Source organism: Pseudomonas sp. GW821-FHT05H12, from assembly GCF_059419385.1.
The window spans coordinates 17,937-37,151 of sequence record NZ_JBWKRS010000047.1; the positions used below are offsets into that span (position 1 = coordinate 17,937).

General features: G+C 60.2%; 20 protein-coding genes. 8 read left to right on the plus strand and 12 right to left on the minus strand.

Annotation, left to right across the window (positions count from 1 at the left end):
• Positions 1–6 precede the first annotated feature (6 nt).
• Entirely contained in the window at positions 7–1,296 is a 1,290-nt protein-coding gene (locus AC07SU_RS28000) for an MFS transporter (RefSeq protein WP_494998900.1), read from the minus strand.
• Positions 1,297–1,365: 69 nt separating this feature from the next.
• Complete coding sequence (locus AC07SU_RS28005) at positions 1,366–2,751, minus strand: M20 family metallopeptidase (RefSeq protein WP_494998901.1); 1,386 nt, start codon at positions 2,749–2,751, stop codon at positions 1,366–1,368.
• 120 nt (positions 2,752–2,871) lie between these two features.
• Here AC07SU_RS28005 and AC07SU_RS28010 point away from each other — a divergent pair, with 120 nt between their 5' ends.
• On the plus strand, positions 2,872–3,756 hold the full coding sequence (locus tag AC07SU_RS28010; RefSeq protein WP_494998902.1) for a LysR family transcriptional regulator: 885 nt from the start codon (positions 2,872–2,874) through the stop codon (positions 3,754–3,756).
• A 6-nt stretch (positions 3,757–3,762) separates the two neighbouring features.
• Here AC07SU_RS28010 and dusA read toward each other — a convergent pair whose 3' ends face one another.
• Positions 3,763–4,749 (minus strand): tRNA dihydrouridine(20/20a) synthase DusA, encoded by a 987-nt coding sequence (gene dusA / locus AC07SU_RS28015; RefSeq protein ID WP_494998903.1) that lies wholly within the window; start codon positions 4,747–4,749, stop codon positions 3,763–3,765.
• A 144-nt stretch (positions 4,750–4,893) separates the two neighbouring features.
• The gene (locus AC07SU_RS28020; RefSeq protein WP_494998904.1) at positions 4,894–5,448 is read right to left on the minus strand and encodes a M91 family zinc metallopeptidase; all 555 of its coding nucleotides are present in this window, start codon (positions 5,446–5,448) and stop codon (positions 4,894–4,896) included.
• Between the two features lie 222 nt (positions 5,449–5,670).
• Between AC07SU_RS28020 and AC07SU_RS28025 the strand changes: the two genes are divergently transcribed.
• Positions 5,671–5,892, plus strand: coding sequence for a hypothetical protein (locus tag AC07SU_RS28025; protein WP_494998905.1), 222 nt, complete (start codon positions 5,671–5,673; stop codon positions 5,890–5,892).
• A 68-nt stretch (positions 5,893–5,960) separates the two neighbouring features.
• Here the strand turns inward: AC07SU_RS28025 and AC07SU_RS28030 are convergent, their stop codons facing one another.
• Positions 5,961–6,599 (minus strand): LysE family translocator, encoded by a 639-nt coding sequence (locus AC07SU_RS28030; RefSeq protein ID WP_494998906.1) that lies wholly within the window; start codon positions 6,597–6,599, stop codon positions 5,961–5,963.
• A 68-nt stretch (positions 6,600–6,667) separates the two neighbouring features.
• Entirely contained in the window at positions 6,668–7,855 is a 1,188-nt protein-coding gene (locus AC07SU_RS28035; protein WP_176995378.1) for an MFS transporter, read from the minus strand.
• 482 nt (positions 7,856–8,337) lie between these two features.
• Between AC07SU_RS28035 and mqo the strand changes: the two genes are divergently transcribed.
• Complete coding sequence (gene mqo / locus AC07SU_RS28040) at positions 8,338–9,984, plus strand: malate dehydrogenase (quinone) (protein WP_494998907.1); 1,647 nt, start codon at positions 8,338–8,340, stop codon at positions 9,982–9,984.
• 291 nt (positions 9,985–10,275) lie between these two features.
• Entirely contained in the window at positions 10,276–10,605 is a 330-nt protein-coding gene (locus AC07SU_RS28045; protein ID WP_494998908.1) for a YXWGXW repeat-containing protein, read from the plus strand.
• Between the two features lie 3 nt (positions 10,606–10,608).
• On the opposite strand, the gene AC07SU_RS28050 is transcribed toward AC07SU_RS28045, so the two are convergent.
• The 3 genes from AC07SU_RS28050 to AC07SU_RS28060 form a co-directional block, all read right to left on the minus strand.
• Positions 10,609–10,977: a hypothetical protein gene (locus AC07SU_RS28050; RefSeq protein ID WP_494998914.1), complete on the minus strand. Its 369-nt coding sequence runs from the start codon at positions 10,975–10,977 to the stop codon at positions 10,609–10,611.
• 78 nt (positions 10,978–11,055) lie between these two features.
• Positions 11,056–11,451, minus strand: a complete 396-nt coding sequence (locus AC07SU_RS28055; RefSeq protein ID WP_176995380.1) for a type II toxin-antitoxin system VapC family toxin — start codon at positions 11,449–11,451, stop codon at positions 11,056–11,058.
• Positions 11,448–11,705, minus strand: a complete 258-nt coding sequence (locus AC07SU_RS28060) for an AbrB/MazE/SpoVT family DNA-binding domain-containing protein (RefSeq protein ID WP_494998915.1) — start codon at positions 11,703–11,705, stop codon at positions 11,448–11,450. The genes AC07SU_RS28055 and AC07SU_RS28060 overlap by 4 nt, the downstream gene beginning before the upstream one ends.
• Positions 11,706–11,860: 155 nt before the next feature.
• Between AC07SU_RS28060 and AC07SU_RS28065 the strand changes: the two genes are divergently transcribed.
• Entirely contained in the window at positions 11,861–12,253 is a 393-nt protein-coding gene (locus AC07SU_RS28065) for a RidA family protein (protein ID WP_494998909.1), read from the plus strand.
• On the opposite strand, the gene ppnN is transcribed toward AC07SU_RS28065, so the two are convergent.
• Positions 12,254–13,627, minus strand: a complete 1,374-nt coding sequence (ppnN, locus tag AC07SU_RS28070) for a nucleotide 5'-monophosphate nucleosidase PpnN (RefSeq protein ID WP_494998910.1) — start codon at positions 13,625–13,627, stop codon at positions 12,254–12,256. It lies immediately after the preceding gene.
• Positions 13,628–13,776: 149 nt separating this feature from the next.
• Positions 13,777–14,601: an aspartyl/asparaginyl beta-hydroxylase domain-containing protein gene (locus tag AC07SU_RS28075; RefSeq protein ID WP_176995383.1), complete on the minus strand. Its 825-nt coding sequence runs from the start codon at positions 14,599–14,601 to the stop codon at positions 13,777–13,779.
• Positions 14,602–14,875: 274 nt separating this feature from the next.
• Here AC07SU_RS28075 and fabV point away from each other — a divergent pair, with 274 nt between their 5' ends.
• The gene (fabV, locus tag AC07SU_RS28080; RefSeq protein ID WP_176995384.1) at positions 14,876–16,069 is read left to right on the plus strand and encodes an enoyl-ACP reductase FabV; all 1,194 of its coding nucleotides are present in this window, start codon (positions 14,876–14,878) and stop codon (positions 16,067–16,069) included.
• A 186-nt stretch (positions 16,070–16,255) separates the two neighbouring features.
• A complete protein-coding gene (locus tag AC07SU_RS28085) occupies positions 16,256–16,879 on the plus strand; it encodes an HAD family hydrolase (RefSeq protein WP_494998911.1) in 624 nt (207 codons plus the stop codon).
• Here the strand turns inward: AC07SU_RS28085 and AC07SU_RS28090 are convergent.
• Positions 16,876–17,781 carry a LysR family transcriptional regulator gene (locus tag AC07SU_RS28090; protein WP_494998912.1) on the minus strand — a complete coding sequence of 302 codons (906 nt, stop codon included), beginning with the start codon at positions 17,779–17,781 and terminating at the stop codon, positions 16,876–16,878. The two genes, AC07SU_RS28085 and AC07SU_RS28090, sit on opposite strands and share 4 nt — an antisense overlap.
• Before the next feature lie 103 nt (positions 17,782–17,884).
• Between AC07SU_RS28090 and AC07SU_RS28095 the strand changes: the two genes are divergently transcribed.
• Positions 17,885–19,054, plus strand: coding sequence for an aspartate aminotransferase family protein (locus AC07SU_RS28095; protein WP_494998913.1), 1,170 nt, complete (start codon positions 17,885–17,887; stop codon positions 19,052–19,054).
• Positions 19,055–19,215 lie beyond the last annotated feature (161 nt).

Genomic DNA, 19,215 nt, shown 5'->3' on the forward strand with positions numbered 1-19,215 from the left:
ACTGACTTACGACAACCTCAATTTCCGCTTGGCAACCAGCAAGGCACTGATACTAAGCGCCGCCGCCAGGATCAAGTAAAAGCTCGGCGCCAACTGCGAACCCGTCAACGCGATCAGCCCCGTGGCAATCACCGGCGCAAATCCACCAAAGATCGTCACTGACAGGTTGTAGCTCAACGACATGCCCGTCACCCGGGTACGGATCGGGAACACATCGGCCATGAGTGAGGCCAGCGGTGCAAAGTACACGGCCTTGATCAGCGCCATCATCGAGACAACCAGCAATAACGATGTTGCACTCGGCACTTTGTTCAGCCAGACGAAGGCCGGAAAAATACTCAGGATGTAGATGATCGAGGCCCACAGCATGATCTTGATACGGCTGACGAACCCGGCGATGAACCCGACAATGGGTGTCACCAGGGTCAGGATCAGACCGCCGGTCAGCGTCGCCAGAAAGCCCGACGACTGTGGAATATTCAACGTGGTTGAGGCATAGGACGGCATGTACTTCATCATGAAATTGGACGCCGTCGACACGATCAGCACGCCCATCGCGACCAGCAGCAAGGTCTTCTGTGAAAAAAATACCTCCCTTAAAGGCTGCGAACCCGGCTCGCTCTCCTTGAAGTCAGGCGACTCATCCACCGTACGGCGGATATAAAGCCCTACCGGGCCCAGAATCAGACCAAAGAAAAACGGCACCCGCCAACCCCATTCAAGCATCTGATGATCATCCAGGCTGGTCGTCAGGAAGTAGCCGAACAACGAGGCGATCACCACGCCGAAGCCTTGACTGGCAAATTGCAGGCTCGCGACAAAGTTACGAGTCTTTTGCGGCGCGTGTTCCATCATGAACGCGGTTGAGCTGCCGAACTCACCACCGGCGGAGAACCCTTGCAGCAGGCGCGCGAACAGAATGCCTAGGGGGGCGATGACCCCGATAGCGGCATAGCTGGGCATCACCGCGATCATCGCCGTGCCGATCAACATTAGTAGGATGGACAGGCTCAAGGCTTTCTTGCGGCCTTGCCGGTCGGCATAGGAGCCCAGAACTGCAGCGCCCAGCGGACGAATCAGAAAAGAGATGCCGAATGTCGCGAACGCCAGAAACAGCGACACTGCCGGGTCTGCCGCAGGGAAAAATACCTTGCTGATGGTTAACGCAAAGTAGGCGTAGACCGACAAGTCAAACCATTCAAGGGTGTTGCCGATCAAGGCGGCACCAACCGGTTTCCAGAGGGGCTGGGCCCGTTCGAAGGCCGGTGTGGCGGGTGTGGACGACAACGCTGTCATGTTCGACGCTCCTGGCTTTTTGTAAGTGTGTGAGCGGCAGAGATAAAGGGTGGATCAGGGCCCTGTTTTTTATGCGCGGGCTTGCGCCATATCGCCCAGTTCCCAGAACAGCGCGGTCATGATTTGCAGGCCTTCGAGCACCACCGAACCCAGCAGATGTTCATCCGGCGCATGTTGCGAACAGCCTGGGTAAGAGTGTGGAATCCACAAGGTCGGCAACCCCAACACATCAGCAAAAATGTCGTTGGGCAGCGTACCGGCAAGGTTGGGCAGCACGGCGATCTGTCGGGGGGTGATGTCGCTGATGACTTTTTTCGCGAAGCGTACCCAGGGGTTATCAGGGTCTAGTCGAGTGCCGGGTGTGCAACGATCAACCGTTATTTTGACGCCGTGGAAGCCCGCAGCATCCAGCTGCTGGCGCAGCAGCGGTTCCAGGTTCTTCCAGTCAGTGCCGACCACAAAGCGCAATTGGCAATGCGCAATCGCCGACGGTGGAATGGCATTCACCGGCTTGGCCGGATTGCCCGCCGTGAACGCGAGGATTTCCAGGGTATTCCAGGCAAAGAGCCGTTCACCCAAGGTGAGGCCCGGCTCACCCCAATCAACGTCCAGCGGACGGCCGAGGGAATGTTGATCAATGCCCAGGTCGTGGATAGCTTCACGCACTGAGCCGGGGATGGAGGAGGGCACCAGCCCCCGGCACAGCATACGGCCGTTCTGATCCACCAGGCTGGCCAGTGCGTTGGCCAGCACCACGGCCGGGTTGGACATCACGCCGCCCCAGTTGCCAGAGTGCAAGCCCTTATCGCGAGCCTGCACCTCAAGGGAAAACAGCGCCGAGCCGCGAGAACCGAGAAAAATCGTCGGGCGGTTGTCACTCAAGCGCGGGCCGTCCGAGGCGATGAACACATCGGCTTGCAGTAATTGGCGATGCTCCGTGCAGACCTCGCGCAATCCGGGCGAGCCACATTCTTCGCCAGTCTCGAACAGCACCTTGACGTTAAACCCCAGCCGCCCCTCGCGGGCGTTGATCACCGCCTCCAGCGCCGTCAGGTTGATACTGTGCTGGCCTTTGTTATCGGCGGTGCCGCGGCCATACCAACGGTCGCCTTCCACGGTCAGCGCCCACGGGTTAAGGCCTTCACGCCATTGCTCGGCATAACCGAGCACAACGTCGCCATGCCCGTAGGTCAGCACCGTCGGCAGGTCCGCTGCTTCATGGCGCGAAGCAAACAGCAGTGGGCCCGCGCCCTTCGGGTTCTCAAGGGCCTGGCATTCAAACCCCATTCGCTCCAGCGCCGGTTGTACTTCCTCTTGCAGGTACCGCGTCAATTCCGGCGCTTGGCCGGGGGCCTGACTTTCACTACGAATAGCGACCCGGCGACGCAAGTCGGCTTCGAAATGACCGTCAGTGAAGGCGTGGCGAACACTGTCGAGTGCGTGTTGCTTGGACATGAGCGTTCCGATAAAGGCTGAGTGATTCAGGCCAATATAGAAGTCGTCCATCGTACTGTATATTGCTGTTTTTTGAAGACTGGCTTCTAATTAATAGATGCCTATATGCGCGAGAAACCCATGGATTATCGTTATTTTCTGGCTGTGTTTGATTCAGGTTCGCTGGCCGCCGCCGGTGAACGCCTGCATATCGCCCCCAGCGCGGTCAGCCGCCAGATCGCCCTGTTGGAGGAGAGTATCGGTGTGCCCTTGTTCGAGCGTCGGCCCCGGGGCATGGAACCGACGGCGGCGGGCAGCGCGCTGGCCCACCACGCCAGGCGCGCCTCGCTGGAGGAACAAGCGCTGCTGTCGGAGCTGCGCGGCGGTGATTACCCCGGCGCGCGCGTTATTCGCCTGGTCTCGACGGAAGGCCTGTCGCGTTATTTTCTGCCGAACGTGCTGATCCAGCATTACAGGCAACACCCGGATTTCCAGTACGTGTTGGAGGTGATGTCACCGTTCGAATGCGCAGAGAAAGTGAAGCGTGGCGATGCCGACGTCGGGTTGACGTTCAGCACAGAGCCGACCGATGGCGTCGAGATCCTCTATTCAGGCCGCTCGGCGATACGCGCGATCATGCGCGCCGGCCATCCACTGGCGACGCACAAGCAATTACCCCTGACCGCACTCGCGCCGTTCCCCTTGGCACTCACCCCCAAAGGCACGACCCAGCGGCAGCTGTTCGACCTGGTCTGTGAAATGGAAGGGCTGGCCTTCAACCACGTGATGACCTGCAATTACTCCGGGGCCATCCACGAGTTTGTGCGCCACACCGACACCGTCGCCTTAGGCGGTGCAATCAGCCAACGGGTGAATGGCAGCGATGAGCTGGTGTCGATCCCGCTGACAAACCCCCGGTTTGCCGACCGCTCCGTTCAAGTCCTGACCATGCCCAAACGCACACTGCCACCTTCGTTGCAGCGGTTTATCGAGACCTTGATTGACTGCCTTAAGACCGTCGGTTGAGAGCGGTTACCGTCCTTCCAGCAACGCCCCGGCCTGGTCCAGCAGCGCCAGCGGATCACTCGCCTTATGAATATCCACCGACAACAACTGCCTGAACTTACGCGCCCCCGGAAACCCGTTCCCCAGCCCCAAAATATGCCGAGTAACATGGTGCATCGAGCCACCGCTCGCCAAATGCTCGGCAATATAAGGCCGCAATTGCACCAATGCCTCGGCCCGGCTGATCACCGGCGCCGCACTGCCAAACAACTGCTGATCCACCTCCGCCAGCAAATACGGATTGTGATAAGCCTCACGTCCCAGCATCACCCCATCAAACGTCTGCAAATGCTCATGGCACTGCTCCAACGTCTTGATTCCGCCGTTGAGAATGAACTCCAGCGCCGGGAAATCACGCTTCAACTGCGCCGCCACGTCATAACGCAACGGCGGAATGTCGCGGTTCTCCTTCGGCGACAACCCCTCCAGGATCGCAATCCGCGCATGCACCGTAAAACTGGTGCACCCAGCATCCCTCACCGTCCCGACGAAATCACACAACTCGGCATAACTGTCCCGCCCATTGATCCCGATACGGTGCTTCACCGTCACCGGAATCGACACTGCGTCGCGCATCGCCTTCACGCAATCGGCCACCAGGGCAGGGTGCGCCATCAGGATCGCGCCGATCATGTTGTTCTGCACCCGGTCGCTCGGGCAGCCGACGTTCAGGTTCACTTCGTCGTAACCGGCGACCTCAGCCATGCGAGCGCAGGCGGCCAGATCAGCGGGGACGCTGCCGCCTAACTGAAGTGCAAGCGGGTGCTCGGCTTCGTTATGGCGCAGGAAGCGGTCGTGGTCGCCGTGGAGGATGGCACCGGTGGTAACCATCTCGGTGTAGAGCAGGGCGTGCTTGGAGAGCAGGCGCAGGAAGTAGCGGCAGTGGCGGTCCGTCCAATCCATCATGGGGGCAACGCTAAAGCGGCGAGAGAGTGGCGCAATTTGTAGAGACATGGGCGATCTGAGTCAACGAGGCGAATGGCGCGCAGTTTATCAGGGATGCCTCTTGGGTGTGGCAGAGGCGTTTGCTGCGTTTCTCGCAGTGCTGTGCCGGATATTTGTTTTGCGTGAACATTGGAGGCAGTCCCCGATCCCCATTCACCTCGAATAAGCAGTTCGCCGCGGCAAGCTATGTTCAGCGCGAATGCTATTTTCACTGAACTTCTTGCTCGCCGAATCACCAATGCCCGTCGCCCGGGTTTCTTCCTTGATGTTGCTGCCTCCCAGGTAAGTGCCGCGCAGAATGCGATAGGCGTGTACTAGTTCGTGGGCCAGGCCAATGAAGCTCGTCGAGCTGTCTTCATAGCTCATTCCGGTTGGAACTCCTTGGGCGTCCAGTGCCAGGCTGGAATACGGGTTCCATGTCACTTCGACACTGGTGCCGGGCCCTTTGAAAATCCACTTTTTCAAGGCGTCGGTTGAATTGCCGACGGAGGCGCAAGTGTTCGGCGTCGTCGAGTAATCGCTGGCGATAGCGATGATCTTGATGGTTTTACCAGTACTTGGGCCGCAAAGCTCATTGATTTCCTTGAGCAGTTCGCGCCCCGTGTTTCTCGACTCGATCCTTTGCAGCGCGGTGATCAGGTTGTTCATGAATTCAAGGCTGGCTGATTCCAGGGTGATGTTGGGGAAGGCGCTGTAGTTTTGGATCATCACCTGTGTTCCTTATGATCTTGAAATGACTAGGAACACAACACGCAGTCGCCGACCTTTATTCCATGGCATTTGGGCAGGGTAAGTCCCGACGCGCCACGAAGAGACAACCTGAACCCTCCCTGTCCCCCCGCAAAGTTTCATGATCGCCCACGCCTTCGAGGTCTACGATCCTCTTCAAGAGAGGACCTCCGCGCCTCCTGTCCATAGGGAACTGAAAACATGATCTCGAACCTCGTCAAAGTGGTGATGGTCGCTGGTGCGTTGCTGTTGAGTGCTTGTTCGTCGGGGTCGTCGGGCGGGAGCAGTGACCCTTGTTTTTCGGGGGGATGCCAGGCGTTCGGTGATCACAGCCCGAGTAAAGCCGCCAAGATGAATTTTGGCGGCAGTGGGTTGGGGAGCAGTTATGGGGAGTATGGGGCGGGGCTGATGCATGACGATTGATAAGGCGTAGGGCTGCTTCGCAGCCCAGCGCGGGGCGAGCCCGCTCACTATAGGGATGGGTGTTCGGATTAAGCTTGGACGTGAGCTGAGCCCAGGATCAGGCGCAGGCCCAGCGCCCCCATGACCAGGCCGGCGGTGCGGTCAAACCAGTGCTTTGACCGCAGGTACGCTGCGCGAGGCCGTTCCGACGAGAACGCCAGCGCGACAACGGTGTACCAACCGGCCTCAATCGCAAAGATTGCCGGCAGCAGCACGGCAAACGTCCAGACCGGGGCGTGCGCCGGCAAGAACGCCGCGAAGATACTGCCGTACACAATCGCCGCTTTCGGATTGCTCAGTTGCGTCACCGCCGCCAGCGTGAAGGATTTGCGCGCGCTTTGCGGCCGGCCATCGGCGGTGGTGGGGACGACGATCGGGCTTTTTGCCGAGCGCCACAGCTGTATGGCCAGCCAGACCAGGTAGGCCCCGCCGAGTATTTTCAGGATCACGTACAGCCATTCCACTTTGGCCAACAGCGTTTGCAGGCCGAACAGGCCGAGCCCGCCGTACACCACGCCGCCGACGCCCATGCCCATGGCCGCCGCGAGTGCGTCGCGCCGGGAGAGGGCGATGGCGGTGCGGGTGACGAAGACGAAGCTGGGGCCGGGGCTGGCGGCGCCGATGGCAATGGCGCCGAGGATGCTTAGTAAGGGGAGAGTGATGTCCATGGGGCCCTTCGTTTTATGTTGGGGTGGTTTGAATCACCATAACAATTCAGGGCCCGCTTTTATTCCGTTCAGTGCCCGCCTTTCATGCGCCTTGCAATCAGGTAGAGGCCGAGCCCGATCAGCGCAGTCACCGCACCAATGTAACCCGTGCTGGTCCAGCCATACCCGGCCGTAATCGCCATCCCGCCCAACCACGGCCCCAGCGCGTTCGCCAGGTTGAACGCCGCATGGTTCGACGCCGCCGCCAAGCTTGGCGCTTCATGGGCGATGTCCATCAAGCGAATTTGCAGCGGCGCCGCCATGGCGATCATGGTGCCGACCAGGCCGATGCCCAGCAGCACGCTCCACAGCGAGCTGGCGGCGAAGGTGAAGAAGATCAGCACGGCCATCGACCACACCATGATCCAGCCCACAGCGCGAAATTGCAGGCGATCAAACAGCTTGCCGCCCGCGATGTTGCCGATGATGCCGCCCACGCCAAAGGCGGCGAGGCCGAAGGGAATCCACTGCGGCGAGACTTTGGTCACTTCAAGCATGGTCGGCGCCAGGTAGCTGAATACGCAGAACATCCCGGCAAAGCCAATCGCGCCGATGGACAGCGCCATCCACACCTGCGGTTTGGTGAAGGCGCGCAGCTCCTTGCGCGGGTCGCTGCGTTGTTCGTCGTGGCGGTGGGGTACGAATTGCCAGACCAGCGCAATGGTGCACAGGGCTATCACGCTGACCAACGCAAACGCCGAGCGCCAGCCCAGGTGCTGGCCGAGGAAGGTGGCGATGGGGTTGCCGAGCAGCATGGCGAGGGTCAGGCCCATCATCACGCGGGCTACGGCGCCGGCGCGTTTGTCGTTGGGCACCATGCTCGAGGCGACCACCGCAGCAATCCCGAAATAGGCGCCGTGGGGCAGGCCGCTGATGAAGCGGAACGCCACCAGTGAGCCGAAGGTCGGGGTAAACGCCGTGGCCAGGTTGCCCAGGGCATACAGCCCCATCAGCAACAGCAGCATATGTTTGCGCAGCAGCTTGGCGCCGAGGATGGCCAGCAGCGGCGCGCCGACCATCACGCCCAGGGCGTAGGCGCTGATGGCGTGGCCGACTTGCGGTTCGCTCAAGCCCAGGTTCTGCGCGATGTCGGGCATCAAGCCCATGATGGCGAATTCGCCGGTGCCGATCGCAAAGGCGCCCACGGCCATGGCAGCTTCCATTTTGGCGGCGCTGCGCGCGGGCAGCACGTGCCCGGGTGTTTGCTGGATAGTCATGGGTAACTCTATGTGGATGGAACGCACGAAGGAGAGCCGCCGATGCTACGCAACAGGCGGCGAAGGTGTCTAGAACAGCCTTTTGCGTGAGAGTTCCAGGCCTGTGACCCCAGGTCGCGCCTGTCGGGCTTGACACTGGCGCGTTAAAACCCGCGATTTAGAGCTGTCAATTGGCCAAACGGCGCATAAAGGCCATCTGCCGTGATATTCTGCGCGCCGTCTTGGTCTAGTCTTTCCCTGGTGCGTACATCCGTATACGTCCCAGCGATTGGCTGTCGCCCAGGTAGCTGAAGCCAATAATGATAAGAAGTCAGCGCAGAAGGGACATAAAAGTGAGGTCGACACGTCGGCCTTGTGTGCCCACCCTGCGGTCTCCTCGTGAATGTGCAAACCCCGCGGTGCGTTGCCTGGCGCACCGTGATGGAGGGCTGCCCATGATCAGGGGCGGTGGGGCGGATGGCGTTTTATCATAGGTGCTACAGATGTTTAAAAAACTGAACACTGCCCTGCTGGGGCTGGCTTTGTCGGTGGGGATCACGTCCGTTCACGCGGAAGAGGCAAAGAAAGTCGATGTGCTGCTGATCGGCGGCGGCATCATGAGTGCAACCCTGGGTGTATGGCTCAACGAGCTGCAGCCGGACTGGTCGATGGAAATGGTCGAGCGCCTTGATGGCGTGGCCGAAGAAAGCTCCAACGGCTGGAACAACGCCGGTACCGGTCACTCGGCCCTGGCTGAGCTGAACTACACCCCGGAAGACAAGAACGGCAACGTTGAGATCCCCAAAGCGGTCGAGATCAACGAAGCGTTCCAGATCTCCCGTCAGTTCTGGTCCTGGCAGGTCCAGCAGGGCGTGCTGAAGAACCCGCGTTCGTTCATCAACTCCACTCCGCACATGAGCTTTGTGTGGGGCGATGACAACATCAAGTTCCTGAAAAAGCGCTACGAAGCCCTGCAAGCGAGCCCGCTGTTCGCTGGCATGCAGTACTCCGAAGACCCGGCTGTGATCAAGAAGTGGGTTCCGCTGATGATGGAAGGGCGTGACCCGAACCAGAAAATCGCGGCCACCTGGACACCGATCGGCACCGACGTGAACTTCGGCGAGATCACCCGCCAGTTCGTCGCTCACCTGCAAACCACACCGAAGTTTGACCTGAAACTGTCGAGCGAAGTGCAGGACATCACCAAGAACGCCGACGGTTCGTGGCGTGTGAGCTACAAAAACCTGAAAGACGGCACCAAGACCGAAACCGACGCCAAGTTCGTGTTCATCGGCGCGGGCGGCGGTGCACTGCACCTGCTGCAAAAATCCGGCATCCCTGAAGCCCGTGAATACGCTGGCTTCCCGGTCGGCGGCTCGTTCCTGGTCACCGATAATCCGGCCATCGCCGAGCAACACCTGGCCAAGGCCTACGGTAAAGCTTCGGTTGGCGCGCCACCGATGTCGGTTCCACACCTGGACACCCGCGTGCTGGATGGCAAGCGCGTGATTCTGTTTGGCCCATTCGCGACCTTCTCGACCAAGTTCCTGAAAGAAGGCTCGTACCTGGACCTGCTGACCAGCACCACCACCCACAACATCTGGCCAATGACCAAAGTCGGTATTCGTGAATACCCACTGGTCGAGTACCTGGCTGGCCAACTGATGCTGTCGGATGACGACCGCTACAACGCCCTGAAAGAGTACTTCCCGAACGCCAAGAAAGAAGACTGGCGCCTGTGGCAAGCCGGTCAGCGCGTGCAGATTATCAAGCGTGACGAAGAGCAGGGCGGCGTCCTGAAACTCGGCACCGAAGTGGTCAGCTCCGCCGACAACACCATCGCCGGCCTGTTGGGTGCATCGCCAGGCGCGTCCACCGCGGCTCCGATCATGCTGACCGTGTTGCAAAAGGTCTTCAAGGACAAGGTCGCGACCCCTGAGTGGCAGGCCAAGCTGCACCAGATCGTACCGAGCTACGGCACCAAGCTGAACGACAGCCCTGAAGCGGTTGCCAAGGAATGGGCCTACTCGGCTGGCGTCCTGCAACTGACTCCACCGCCTGCGATCCCGCAACTGGCTGTACCCAAGGCCACCGAGGCTGCCAAGCCTGCGGCAGAGCCAAGCAAGCCGGCGTCTGACCTGGCGCTGTAAGCCAAGCCCGATGCAAAAAAGCCCGCTGAACCGGTAACGGTCAGCGGGCTTTTTATTGTAGTGAGCGGGCTTGCCCCGCGCCGCGGCGTATCAGCCAACCACGATGCAAATGACCCAGTGCAGCGCGGGGCAAGCCCGCTCACTACATCCGGAGGGTTTGAGGCATTTGCTGTTCAGCCCACCGACAGACACCACCTGTTAAAAAGAACCCAGGGCCAAGCAGGAGCGAGGCTGCAGCAAAGGGGGCATTTTCAGTGTGTTTGTTGGGCGAGTACGCCCGAGGGTTTTTGTATGTTGCTACGTTATGCAGCAATGGCCGCGGTCGTCGTCGCGGCGTCCGGGTGTGTGCAGGAACGGGTCGTGCACGGGCGTGGGCCGGTCCAGCGTGAATATGTCGAAGTGGTGGCGCCGCAACCGCCACCGGTGCAGGTGATCGAAGTCGAGCCCGCAGCCCGTTACGGCTACGTGTGGTCCCGTGGCTACTGGCGCTGGGAAGGCGGGCGTTATGTGGCCGTGCACGGCCACTGGGAAGCCGTGCGCGAGGGCTATCACTATGTGCACCCTCACTGGGTACAACGTAACGATGGTTACCACTGGCAGGGTGGTGGCTGGGTACGTTGAGGCCTAGATCGGCTTCTGGGTACCGAGCAATCGCACCTCACGCAACAGCGCGGCACCGAGTTGATCGGTGCCCAGCTCCTTGTAGCCCACGGCCTTGATGTCACCGTTTTCTTCCGCCTGGATGATGATCACCGGCGTCTCTTTGCCGGTGGCTTCGTCAACATGCAGGGCGTACTGCGGAATATCCAGCTTGATCGGCGTACCCGCAGCCTTGCCTTTTACATTGATCAAGAACGCCGCACAGCCGGTATCCACATCCGTACTGGTGGCAGAGCGCCCGCTGACGAAACAGGTTGTCGGCAGGTCGGGCCAAGTGATGGCTTCGGCGTTGGCAAAGGCCGACGCCATGCTCAAGGTAGCGAGAAGGAGCATGCGCACGGTGAGTGTGTCTCTTGATCACGGTTGAGCGCGATTTTTACCAAAGGCTGAAGCGTCTAGCAATGCCGTGGCTCAGGTCAACGGTTTCATTCCCGTGGCCTTGGCGGCGTTGAGGTCGAACGTGGCCGTGTATTTGCAGCCGGCCGAATGAGCGCAACGCTCGATCAGGCAGTCGGCAAAATCGGCCTTGTTGGCTGAAAAGCGCCGCAGGGCCTGCCAGATGATCTCAGCATGCTCGATGGTCAGCTCACGGGTGCGCAGCAGCGTTTCCAGCACCGCCACCACGTCACTCTTGGTCGACTGGTAGCAGCTTTGTAAGACCCACACCAACTCAACCACCGACACCAGGCTGACAAAGCCCGGCGACAGTGTGGTGAGCGACTCGATCAGCTCGGATGCCTTGGGAGATTGAACGGGATCATCCTGGGTGACATAGCGCACCAGCACGTTGGTATCCAGGCCGATCATCCCGCTTTTGCTCCTTGCGATGCTATCGCGAGATTCATGTCCTCGATCGACACGGCCTTGACGGGTTTGCGGATAAGGCCCTTGAGGTCTTGCACGGTTTTGCTCGCCGAGATGATCGAGAACTTGCCGTCCTCCATTTCGACGAACTCGACGCGGTCGCCTGTTTCCAGGCCCAGGGCGGTCCTCACCTGGACCGGAATAGTGATTTGCCCTTTTGAAGTCAGTGTGGCGGTTGCCATATTAAAAATCTCCATCGCAATGCGCCTTACCTTAGGGTAAGGAATAGTGAAGGACAAGATCCGTTGGTCCATAGGTCGCTCTTCTGGTGTGGGTGAGTGGGAACAGGTAAAACGTTAGCCCGACTCATCCCATCGGCACGCCTCAAAACGACTGTAAAGAGATACAACATATGACCGATCGCCAGCTCATCATCCCCACCGCCATGCACCCCATCGTCGAACGCGCCGGCTACGTGCCGGCGGTCAAGGTCGGCAAAACCCTTTACTGCGCGGGGCAGGTTGGGCGCACGCCACAATTGGCTGTCATCGAAGACCCCGAGGCGCAATTCATCGCCGCCTGGGAGAATCTGCGGAGCGTATTGGAGGAGGGGGGATGCAGTTTCGATGACGTGGTGGACATGACCACTTATCACGTCAACATGAGCCAGCACATGGCGGTTTTTCGCGAGGTGAAAAACCGCCTATTCCCACGCGGGCATTGCGCCTGGACCACGATCGGGGTGTCGGAACTCGCACACCCCGGCCTGCTGGTGGAAATCAAATGTGTGGCGGTGCAGCGCTAGTTACTGCACCACGCGATAGCACGGCACATACGCCGCGCCGCCCGGCAACTTCATGCGGTGCTGGGCGACGAATGCCTGCAGCAGTTCGTCCAGTGGTTTCATGATGGCCGGGTCGCCGTGGATTTCATACGGGCCGTGCTTTTCGATCAGGCGAATGCCCTTGTCCTTGACGTTGCCCGCCACAATCCCCGAGAACGCGCGGCGCAGGTTGGCCGCCAGTTCGTGGGGGGGCAGCGCATGGCTCAGTTGCAGGCTGGCCATGTTGGCGTGGGTCGGGTCGAACGGGCGCTGGAAGCCCTCGTCGATCTTCAGCAGCCAGTTGAAGTGGAACGCGTCGTTGCGCTCGCGGCGGAACTGCTTCACCGCCTTGAGGCCGGCCGTCATCTGGCGGGCCACTTCGGCCGGGTCGTCGATGATGATCTGGTAGTGGGCTTGCGCCGCTTCGCCCAGGGTGGCGCCGACAAACGCGTGCAACTGCTGCAGGTAAGGCGCGGCGTGCTTTGGCCCGGTGAGGATGACCGGGAACGGCAGGCCTTTGTTGTCCGGGTGCATCAGGATGCCCAGCAGGTACAGGAACTCTTCGGCCGTGCCCGCGCCACCCGGGAAGATGATGATGCCGTGGCCGACGCGCACGAAGGCTTCCAGGCGTTTTTCGATATCCGGCAAAATCACCAGCTCGTTGACGATCGGGTTCGGCGCTTCGGCGGCGATGATGCCCGGCTCAGTCAGGCCCAGGTAACGGCCGCCGGTAATGCGTTGTTTCGCGTGGGAAATGGTCGCGCCTTTCATCGGACCTTTCATCACGCCAGGGCCGCAGCCGGTGCACACGTCGAGGCTGCGCAGGCCCAGTTCATGCCCGACTTTCTTGGTGTATTTGTATTCTTCGGTATTGATCGAGTGCCCGCCCCAGCACACCACGATCTTCGGCTCGACACCCGGGCGCAGCGTGCGGGCGTTGCGCAGCAGGTGGAACACGTAGTCGGTGATGCCCTGGGAGTTGCTCAGGTCGATGCGCTGGCTGTCGAGTTCGTTCTCGGTGTAGACGATGTCGCGCAGGGCGCTGAACAACATCTCACGGGTACTGGCAATCATTTCGCCATCGACGAACGCATCGGCCGGGGCATTCAGCAGTTCCAGGCGCACGCCGCGATCCTGCTGATGGATGCGCACTTCAAAGTCTTTGTAGGCGTCGAGGATGGTCTTGGCGTTGTCGATATGCGCGCCAGTGTTGAGGATGGCCAAGGCGCATTGACGGAAGAGGGTGTAGATGCTGCCGGTGCCGGCTTCACTCAGTTGCTGCACTTCACGTTGGGACAGGGTTTCGAGGCTGCCCTTGGGGCTGACGGAGGCATTGATGACTTGACGTTGGGGCATTCTGATTCCTTGAAAGCACAGCCACCGCGCCCTGTTGGAGCGCGATGACTTGAGAATGGTGGGCGCCGAATACGGACGCACGAGACGATTTTTTACCCCAGGCGCTACGCCGAGTGCAAACACCGTCCAGCACCATCATGCCGCAGAACTTACTGAATCAGCTTCCAGTTTTTGTAGAAAACCCGACGCAGGGTAAAGACCAGCCCGGCAAAGCCCGCGATCACGGCGTTGAGCACCGACGGCAGCAGGGTCGGTCGCACAATATCAATGAACAGGCAGTAACGTTTTGCGTCGTTCTTGTTGAAGGACGCATGCATCAACGTGTCATCGAAGATAAACAGTGGGTCGTCGTGCCAGTAATGCTTGTGCTTGCCTACCTGGATGTAGACGCCCTCGTGGTGAGGGGCCGGCGCCATGTTGTAGAGCACGCGGAACATCATGCGCAGCGGGCCGAAGTGGAAGGACGTCGAGCGGTTTTCGTTGAACACCGAAACACCGATGGTCTTCACGAACGGCAGTTTCTTGCGCAGTTGCGGGATATCCAGGCTGGTTTCGATCGGGCGACCGTACCATTGGAAAAACAGCATGCCGCGTTTTTTCTCGGCCATGCGCTCGTCCAGATAGCCGATGATTTCATCCTTGCGGGCCATGGCGTCGTCGATCACTTGCTGCAGGTCTTCGCGCCAGGCAGGCGGCAGATCGCGCATCGTGTAAACATGGCGGTTGCGTTGGCTCAGCAGGTCGAACAGGGTGTTGAACGGCGCCAGCAGCCAGGTGTTGCGGCCACTGCCGATGAAATATTTCTTGATCGTGTCAGCGTCATACAGACCATTGCGCAGGAAATCGTAAACGCCGCAGAACACCACCAGCAGCAGAAACACCAGGGTGGTCCGCGGGAAGCAGTAGATGAACAGCAGAACACCGAGCGCCCAGGCGACGGAGATCAGCTTCTTGCGAACAGCACTTTTACTCATGAAACGTGGCTCCGGACATGAAACATAGCGAAACAATGTAGTCATGATAGGGGGTTATGACCCCGACGGGCGTTTTAAATATTGCGAAATTGTGAAGGCCCGACACAGTTTTTAACCCTTGCGACGGCCGATCCCGCGTTTTTGGGATTGGATTTTGTAAACAGAAGATTTGCGACTATCGTGACGCTTCGGTTTTTCGGACGTCATAGACCCGTACGAATGAAGTTGAATGGCCACCACTGGCCGTCGACCCCTTGGAAGAGGCAGAAATTTTATGATCATCAAACCGCGGGTTCGTGGCTTTATCTGTGTGACCGCTCACCCTGTTGGCTGTGAAGCGAACGTCAAGGAACAGATCGACTACGTGACCCAACACGGCGCCATCGAAGGCGGCCCGAAGAAGGTGCTGGTCCTCGGCGCTTCCACCGGCTACGGCCTGGCCGCGCGCATCAGTGCTGCGTTTGGCTGCGGCGCCGACACCCTGGGCGTGTTTTTTGAGAAAGAAGGCGAAGAAGGCAAGCTGAGCTCCGCCGGCTGGTACAACAGCGCCGCGTTCGAGAAGTTCGCCGTTGAAAAAGGCCTGTACGCCAAGAGCATCAATGGCGACGCGTTCTCCGACGAGATCAAGCGCCTGACCATCGAAACCATCAAGAAAGACCTGGGCAAGATCGACCTGGTGGTCTACAGCCTGGCCGCGCCACGCCGTACCGACCCGCAAGGCGTGGTGCACAACTCCACCCTCAAGCCGATCGGCAAGGCCGTAACCCTGCGCGGGATCAACACCGACAAGGGTGTGGTGGTCGACACCACCCTGGAGCCTGCGACCCAGGAAGAAATCGACGGCACCGTCAAAGTGATGGGCGGCGAAGACTGGCAGCTGTGGATCGACGCCCTGCGTGACGCTGACGTGTTGGCCGAAGGCGCCAAGACCACCGCGTTCACCTACCTTGGCGAGAAGCTGACCCAGGACATCTACTGGAACGGCTCCATCGGCGAAGCCAAGAAAGACCTGGACAAGAAAGTCCTGACCCTGCGCGACAACCTCGCCGCTCTCAAAGGCGATGCCCGTGTGTCGGTGCTCAAGGCCGTTGTGACCCAAGCCAGCTCGGCGATCCCGATCATGCCGCTGTACCTGTCGCTGCTGTTCAAAGTGATGAAAGAGCAGGGCACTCACGAAGGTTGCATCGAGCAGGTCTACGGCCTGTTCAAGGACAGCCTGTACGGCAAAGCGCCGAAACTCGATGCCGACGGCCGCCTGCGTGCCGACCTGGCTGAGCTTGAGCCGAAAGTCCAGGACGCCGTGGCTGCACTGTGGAACCAGGTGACCGACGACAACGTCAACGAGATCAGCGATTTTGCCGGCTACAAGGCAGAGTTCCTGCGCCTGTTCGGCTTTGAAATCGACGGCGTGGACTACGACGCCGACGTGAACCCGACCGTGAAGATCAATGGCCTGATCCAAGCCTGATCACCGTGTAGGAGCCGGCTTGCCGGCGATCGCATCACCGCGGTGTTTCAGTCACACCGCAGTGATGCCATCGCCGGCAAGCCGGCTCCTACAGTTCAGAGATTTCCCGCGCGTTCTCGCGCTCCTATCCTCCCTTACAATCTGGCAGACTCCTTTGGCTATCAAGCCACGCCAACGGAGGATCTGATGACGATTCGTGCAGTAGTTTTTGATTTCGGCGGTGTCCTGTTCGACTGGAGCCCGCAACACCTCTACCGCAAGCTGATTGCCGACGACCACGAACGGCAATGGTTCCTCGACACCATCTGCACCCAGGCCTGGAACACCGAGCAGGATGCCGGTCGCACCTTGGCCGAAGGCACTCGCCGCCTGATCGAGCAACATCCTCAGCATGAATTATTGATCCAGTCCTACTACGACCGCTGGCACGAAATGCTGCGCGGGCCTTTGCCGGACGGTGTGGCGATCCTCGAGGCGCTCCACGAGGCCGGCATGCCGTTGTTCGGGCTCACCAACTGGTCAGCCGAAACCTTCCCGTACGCCCGGGCCAACTACCCGTTCCTGCAGCGCTTTCGAGACATCGTGGTGTCCGGCGAATTGAAGCTGATCAAACCCGATCCGGCGATCTATCACGCCAGCCTCAGCCAAGTGCGCGCCCATCTGCCGGATATCCAGGCCAGTGAGGTGGTGTTTATCGACGATGTGGCGGGCAATATCGAGGCCGCCGTCGCACTCGGTTGGCAGGGGATTCACCATGTGTCGGCCGAGCGCACAGCGGCACGCTTGCGTGAGTTGGGCGTAGGTTTCTAGCGCGCCCACTGCTCCATCGCGAAGTCCACGAACGCCCGCAGCTTGGGCAGGCGATGACGGTCCTGGCGATACAGCAGGTGCATGGGGCGGCTGGGCAATTTATAGGTGGTCAATAAGGCCACCAGCTTGCCGCTCTCCAGGTCCGGGTGTACCAGGGCATCGGCCAGCATGATGATGCCCATGCCGTTCACGGCTGCCTGGCGCAAGCCTTGTGAGCTGTTGATGGTCAATGAGCCGGACACCGGAATTTCCACCTCGCCGCCGTCATTGCTCATGCGCCACAGTTTGCCGGTGTCGCGCCAGTTGTCGTTCGCCGGGTAGGCGAACGCCAGGCAGTCGTGCTGTTGCAGGTCATCAGGCGTCTGCGGCGTGCCGCGTCGCGCCAGGTATTCAGGTGAGGCGCAGAGGGTGAGGGTGTAGTCCTGCATGGGGCGGGCGATCAGGCTGGAGCTTTCCAGTTCGCCGAGGCGGATCGCCACGTCAAAGCCGCTGTCGACCAGGTCCATCCGCTCGTTGCTCAGCACCACGTACAGGTTGATAAGCGGGTAGCGTTTGGAAAACTCGCTCAAGGCCGGCACGAGGCGTTCAGTGCCGAATACCGGAGGCGCGGTGATACGCAGGTCGCCCTTGGGGGTTTCGCTGTGGATCTGTTCGGCCAGTAATTCTGAGTCGGCCACCAACCCCAGCACTTCCAGGCAGCGCTGATAATACTCCCCGCCAAATTCGGTGAGGCTCTGCTTGCGCGTGGTGCGCTTGAGCAGGCTGACCCCCAGCCGTTGCTCCAGCGCACGCAGATGGTTGCCGACCATGGTGGTCGACATCCCGCACTCTTGCGCGGCGGCGGTCATGCTGCCGGTCTCCACCACCTTTACGTACACCGTCATCGCTTGGAACAGATCCATTATCAAGCCCAGCTTTAAAGTCATTGCAGGTTTGCGCAGTTTATCCAGCTCGGGTGGCTAACGATACTGGGTGCACTGACACACTGCCTTGGAGTTCGACGCCATGACCGCCGCCTGCCTGATGACCACCTATCAACCATCGCCTTTGAGCTTCACCCGTGGCCTGGGCACGCGTTTGTGGGACCAGCAGGGCCGCGAATACCTGGATGCCGTGGCCGGCGTGGCCGTGACCAACGTCGGGCATTCCCACCCCAAGCTGGTGGCGGCCATCAGTGAGCAGGCCGGCTTGCTGTTGCATACGTCCAACCTCTACAGCATCGACTGGCAGCAACGGCTGGCCGAGCGCCTGACCGGCTTGTCGGGCCTGGACCAGGCGTTTTTCAACAACTCTGGCGCCGAGGCCAACGAAACGGCGCTGAAACTCGCGCGGTTACACGGCTGGAAAAAAGGCATCGAAGAGCCGTTGGTGGTGGTGATGGCGAACGCCTTCCACGGGCGCACCCTCGGCACCATGGCCGCCAGCGATGGTCCCTCGGTGCGCTTGGGTTTTCAGCGCCTGCCGGGGGATTTCCTCAAGATCGGCTTTGGCGACCTGGCCGCGCTGGAGGCAATCACCCAGCAGTACGGTGCGCGCATTGCGGCAGTGCTGCTGGAGCCGATCCAGGGCGAAAGCGGCGTACTGCCTGCGCCGCCTGGCTATCTAAAGGCCTTACGTGATCACTGCACGCGCCACGGCTGGCTGATGATGCTCGACGAAATCCAGACGGGTATCGGCCGCACCGGCGCCTGGTTTGCCTTCCAGCACGAGGGCATTGTCCCGGACGTCATGACCCTGGCCAAAGGCCTCGGCAACGGTGTGCCGATCGGCGCCTGCTTGGCGCGTGCGTCGGTGGCCAAACTGTTCACCCCTGGCAGCCACGGCAGCACGTTTGGCGGCAATCCACTGGCCTGCCGTGTGGGTTGCACCGTGCTGGATATCATCGAAGAGCAAGGTTTGCTGCATAACGCCGCGCAGCAGGGCGAACGCCTGCTGGCGCGCTTGCGGGTGGAGTTGAGCGAATACCCGAATGTGCTGGCGATCCGTGGGCAGGGTTTGATGATCGGCATTGAACTGGCCGAGCCTTTGCGTGACCTGGCCCTGCGGGCGGCCCAGGAGCATGGGCTGCTGATCAACGTGACGCGGGGCAAGATCATCCGCCTGCTGCCACCGTTGACGCTGGATGCCAAGGAAGTCGAGATGATCGTGCGGGCCATTACCCGTCTGCTTAATTGAAATGCGATCAAAATGTGGGAGCTGGCTTGCCTGCGATAGCGGTGTATCAGCGAGCACATTGGTAGCTGGCCCACCGTTATCGCAGGCAAGCTGAACTGGCCTAATGATTTTGGACACTTCAATCGGGCGCTATGATGGCGCCCAAATCTGAGGTGTTTGGG

What these genes read in the sequence shown, in the direction of transcription:
- AC07SU_RS28000 (WP_494998900.1), bottom strand. Translation starts at nt 1,296, where the DNA reads ATGACAGCGTTGTCGTCCACACCCGCCACACCGGCCTTCGAACGGGCC.
- AC07SU_RS28005 (WP_494998901.1), bottom strand. Translation starts at nt 2,751, where the DNA reads ATGTCCAAGCAACACGCACTCGACAGTGTTCGCCACGCCTTCACTGAC.
- AC07SU_RS28010 (WP_494998902.1), top strand. Translation starts at nt 2,872, where the DNA reads ATGGATTATCGTTATTTTCTGGCTGTGTTTGATTCAGGTTCGCTGGCC.
- dusA (WP_494998903.1), bottom strand. Translation starts at nt 4,749, where the DNA reads ATGTCTCTACAAATTGCGCCACTCTCTCGCCGCTTTAGCGTTGCCCCC.
- AC07SU_RS28020 (WP_494998904.1), bottom strand. Translation starts at nt 5,448, where the DNA reads ATGATCCAAAACTACAGCGCCTTCCCCAACATCACCCTGGAATCAGCC.
- AC07SU_RS28025 (WP_494998905.1), top strand. Translation starts at nt 5,671, where the DNA reads ATGATCTCGAACCTCGTCAAAGTGGTGATGGTCGCTGGTGCGTTGCTG.
- AC07SU_RS28030 (WP_494998906.1), bottom strand. Translation starts at nt 6,599, where the DNA reads ATGGACATCACTCTCCCCTTACTAAGCATCCTCGGCGCCATTGCCATC.
- AC07SU_RS28035 (WP_176995378.1), bottom strand. Translation starts at nt 7,855, where the DNA reads ATGACTATCCAGCAAACACCCGGGCACGTGCTGCCCGCGCGCAGCGCC.
- mqo (WP_494998907.1), top strand. Translation starts at nt 8,338, where the DNA reads ATGTTTAAAAAACTGAACACTGCCCTGCTGGGGCTGGCTTTGTCGGTG.
- AC07SU_RS28045 (WP_494998908.1), top strand. Translation starts at nt 10,276, where the DNA reads ATGTTGCTACGTTATGCAGCAATGGCCGCGGTCGTCGTCGCGGCGTCC.
- AC07SU_RS28050 (WP_494998914.1), bottom strand. Translation starts at nt 10,977, where the DNA reads ATGCTCCTTCTCGCTACCTTGAGCATGGCGTCGGCCTTTGCCAACGCC.
- AC07SU_RS28055 (WP_176995380.1), bottom strand. Translation starts at nt 11,451, where the DNA reads ATGATCGGCCTGGATACCAACGTGCTGGTGCGCTATGTCACCCAGGAT.
- AC07SU_RS28060 (WP_494998915.1), bottom strand. Translation starts at nt 11,705, where the DNA reads ATGGAGATTTTTAATATGGCAACCGCCACACTGACTTCAAAAGGGCAA.
- AC07SU_RS28065 (WP_494998909.1), top strand. Translation starts at nt 11,861, where the DNA reads ATGACCGATCGCCAGCTCATCATCCCCACCGCCATGCACCCCATCGTC.
- ppnN (WP_494998910.1), bottom strand. Translation starts at nt 13,627, where the DNA reads ATGCCCCAACGTCAAGTCATCAATGCCTCCGTCAGCCCCAAGGGCAGC.
- AC07SU_RS28075 (WP_176995383.1), bottom strand. Translation starts at nt 14,601, where the DNA reads ATGAGTAAAAGTGCTGTTCGCAAGAAGCTGATCTCCGTCGCCTGGGCG.
- fabV (WP_176995384.1), top strand. Translation starts at nt 14,876, where the DNA reads ATGATCATCAAACCGCGGGTTCGTGGCTTTATCTGTGTGACCGCTCAC.
- AC07SU_RS28085 (WP_494998911.1), top strand. Translation starts at nt 16,256, where the DNA reads ATGACGATTCGTGCAGTAGTTTTTGATTTCGGCGGTGTCCTGTTCGAC.
- AC07SU_RS28090 (WP_494998912.1), bottom strand. Translation starts at nt 17,781, where the DNA reads ATGGATCTGTTCCAAGCGATGACGGTGTACGTAAAGGTGGTGGAGACC.
- AC07SU_RS28095 (WP_494998913.1), top strand. Translation starts at nt 17,885, where the DNA reads ATGACCGCCGCCTGCCTGATGACCACCTATCAACCATCGCCTTTGAGC.